This is a genomic window from Bradyrhizobium sp. PRIMUS42 (assembly GCF_023006515.1).
Lineage (GTDB): Bacteria > Pseudomonadota > Alphaproteobacteria > Rhizobiales > Xanthobacteraceae > Bradyrhizobium.
This window is the reverse complement of record NZ_JALBGZ010000903.1, coordinates 1-2187: the sequence shown is the minus strand read 5'-3', so window position 1 is coordinate 2187 and position 2187 is coordinate 1. Positions and strand designations below refer to the sequence as shown.

Below are 2187 nucleotides of genomic sequence, written 5' to 3'. Positions count from 1 at the left end.
GGCAACAACGGCCTCGCCAATGCCGGCGCCGCCGCGATCGCCGCGCCGCAGGAGGTGATCCGCCGCACACTGCTGTCCTACCAGCGCCAGCAGGAGGAGAACGCCGACCGCGCCGGCGTAAAATTCCTGACCGCGACCCAGCAATCGCCGAAGGGCATGTACGAGACCTTCAAACGCTTCACAGGCGAGAGCTTGTTCGCTGCGCGCGGCGCCGATCCCTATCTCCAGTCGCATCCGATGCCGGCCGAGCGCGTCGCAGCGCTCCAGGAATTCGCAAGCTCGAGCCCCTTCTGGAACAAGAAGGACGATCCCGCGCTCCAGCTCCGCCACGACATGGTGCGAGCCAAGATCTCCGCCTTCATGGAGCGGCCGGAAACGGTGTACCGCCGCTATCCCCAAACCAACGACAGCATGCCGGCGCGCTATGCCCGTGCCATCAGCACCTATCTGCACGGGGACCTGCGAAGCGCGCTCACCCAGATCGACGCGCTGATCCAGGTCCAGCCAAACAACCCGTACTTCTACGAGGTGCGCGGCCAGGCGCTGCTGGAAAGCGGCAAGCCGGCCGAGGCGATCCCGGCCCTGCGCAAGGCAGCGCAGCTCTCGAACAATTCGCCCCTCATCGAGATGTTACTTGGGCAGGCTCTGGTTGGAACCGATAATAAGGCCTACACCGACGACGCTGTTCGGATTCTCCGCGCCGCGGTGGCGCGAGAGCCCGAGGCGGCGCTCGGCTATACCCAGCTCGCGATGGCCTATGGCCGGAAGGGCGAATATGCCGAGGCAGATCTCGCCTCGGCGCAGGCCGCTTATCTGCGCGGCGACAACAAGACCGCCCGCGAGCTAGCCACGCGCGCGAAAACCCGTTTCGCCGTCGGCACGCCCGGATGGGTCAAGGCCGACGACATCGTGGCGGCGAAGCCGCCGCGCAATTGAACATCGTGGCGGCCAAGCCGCCACGCTATGAAATGCCTAAAACGACGCCCGACACCGCGACGTCACGACGCCGAGCTCTGAGTCCGCCGGGACGTTTCTCGAAACCTGCTTTGAATAAGAGGATTTGCCTATGCTTTCGCTGCGCCTGCTTGCTCCCGCGTTGTTTGCGCTCGCCCTGTTCGGCGCAGCCGCGCCCGCGTCGGCCGACAGTTTCTCCGACAGCCAGCGCACCGACATCGAGGCCATCATCAAGAACTATCTCGTCAGCCATCCCGAGGTGCTCGAGGAGGCCATGGCCGAGCTCAGCAAGCGTCAGGCCGCAGCCGAGACCCAGAAGCACGAAGCCAGCGTCGCGCAGAATGCGGACGCGATCTTCAACTCGCCGCGACAGGTCGTGCTCGGCAACAAGGACGGCGACGTCACCTTCGTCGAGTTCTTCGACTACAATTGCGGCTACTGCAAGCGCGCGATGGACGACATGCTTACGCTCATGAAGAGCGATCCAAAGCTGAAGGTCGTGCTGAAGGAGTTTCCGGTGCTGAGCCAGGGCTCGGTGGAAGCGGCCCAGGTCGCGGTCGCCGTACGCATGCAGGATCCCTCCGGCAAGAAATATCTCGACTTCCACCAGAAGCTGCTCACCGGCCGCGGTGCCGCCGACAAGGCACGCGCGCTTCAAGCAGCCAAGGAAGCCGGCCTCGACACCGCGAAGATCGAGAAGGACATCGCCAGCCCCGAGGTGCGCGCCACCATCGAGGAGAACTTCAAGCTCGCCGAAGCGATGGGCATGAACGGCACGCCGAGCTACGTCATCGGCAAGCAGATCGTGATCGGCGCCGTCGGCGTCGAAGGCCTCAGGGAAAAGATCGGCATCGCCCGCTGCGGCAAGGCAACTTGCTGATCACGTTTCATAATGCTGAAAACACGAAAAAGGGCCGGTTGAAAAGCCGGCCTTTCTTCTTACACGGAACGTTGGCGTCTTCGTGCAAAGTCATTCATCTGGCATTCAACAAACAAATGCCGCGGAACAGGCGAAGTTCCGGAACAACTGAAATCTCCTTTCGTTGTCGGCGCGGGCAATGACGCAATAAACACGTGAGGAGAATTCGATGTTGAACCGCTTTATGATCTCGGTTGCCGCAGTCGCACTCGTCGCAGGCACCGGTCTGGCGAACGCACAGGGCACCATGGGCCGCGACAGCGGCGGTGGCGCTGGCGGCGCGCAGACGCAGCACTCCCAGCCCTCCGGCGGCG

At 63.5% G+C, this 2187-nt stretch carries 2 protein-coding genes; both read left to right on the top strand.

Annotated features, from left to right (window positions below):
- Positions 1–936 (top strand): M48 family metalloprotease (locus MOV75_RS35425; protein ID WP_247007667.1); only part of this gene is annotated, 936 nt, incomplete at its 5' end.
- Positions 937–1066: 130 nt separating this feature from the next.
- On the top strand, positions 1067–1834 hold the full coding sequence (locus tag MOV75_RS35420) for a DsbA family protein (protein WP_246931620.1): 768 nt from the start codon (positions 1067–1069) through the stop codon (positions 1832–1834).
- Positions 1835–2187: the final 353 nt, after the last annotated feature.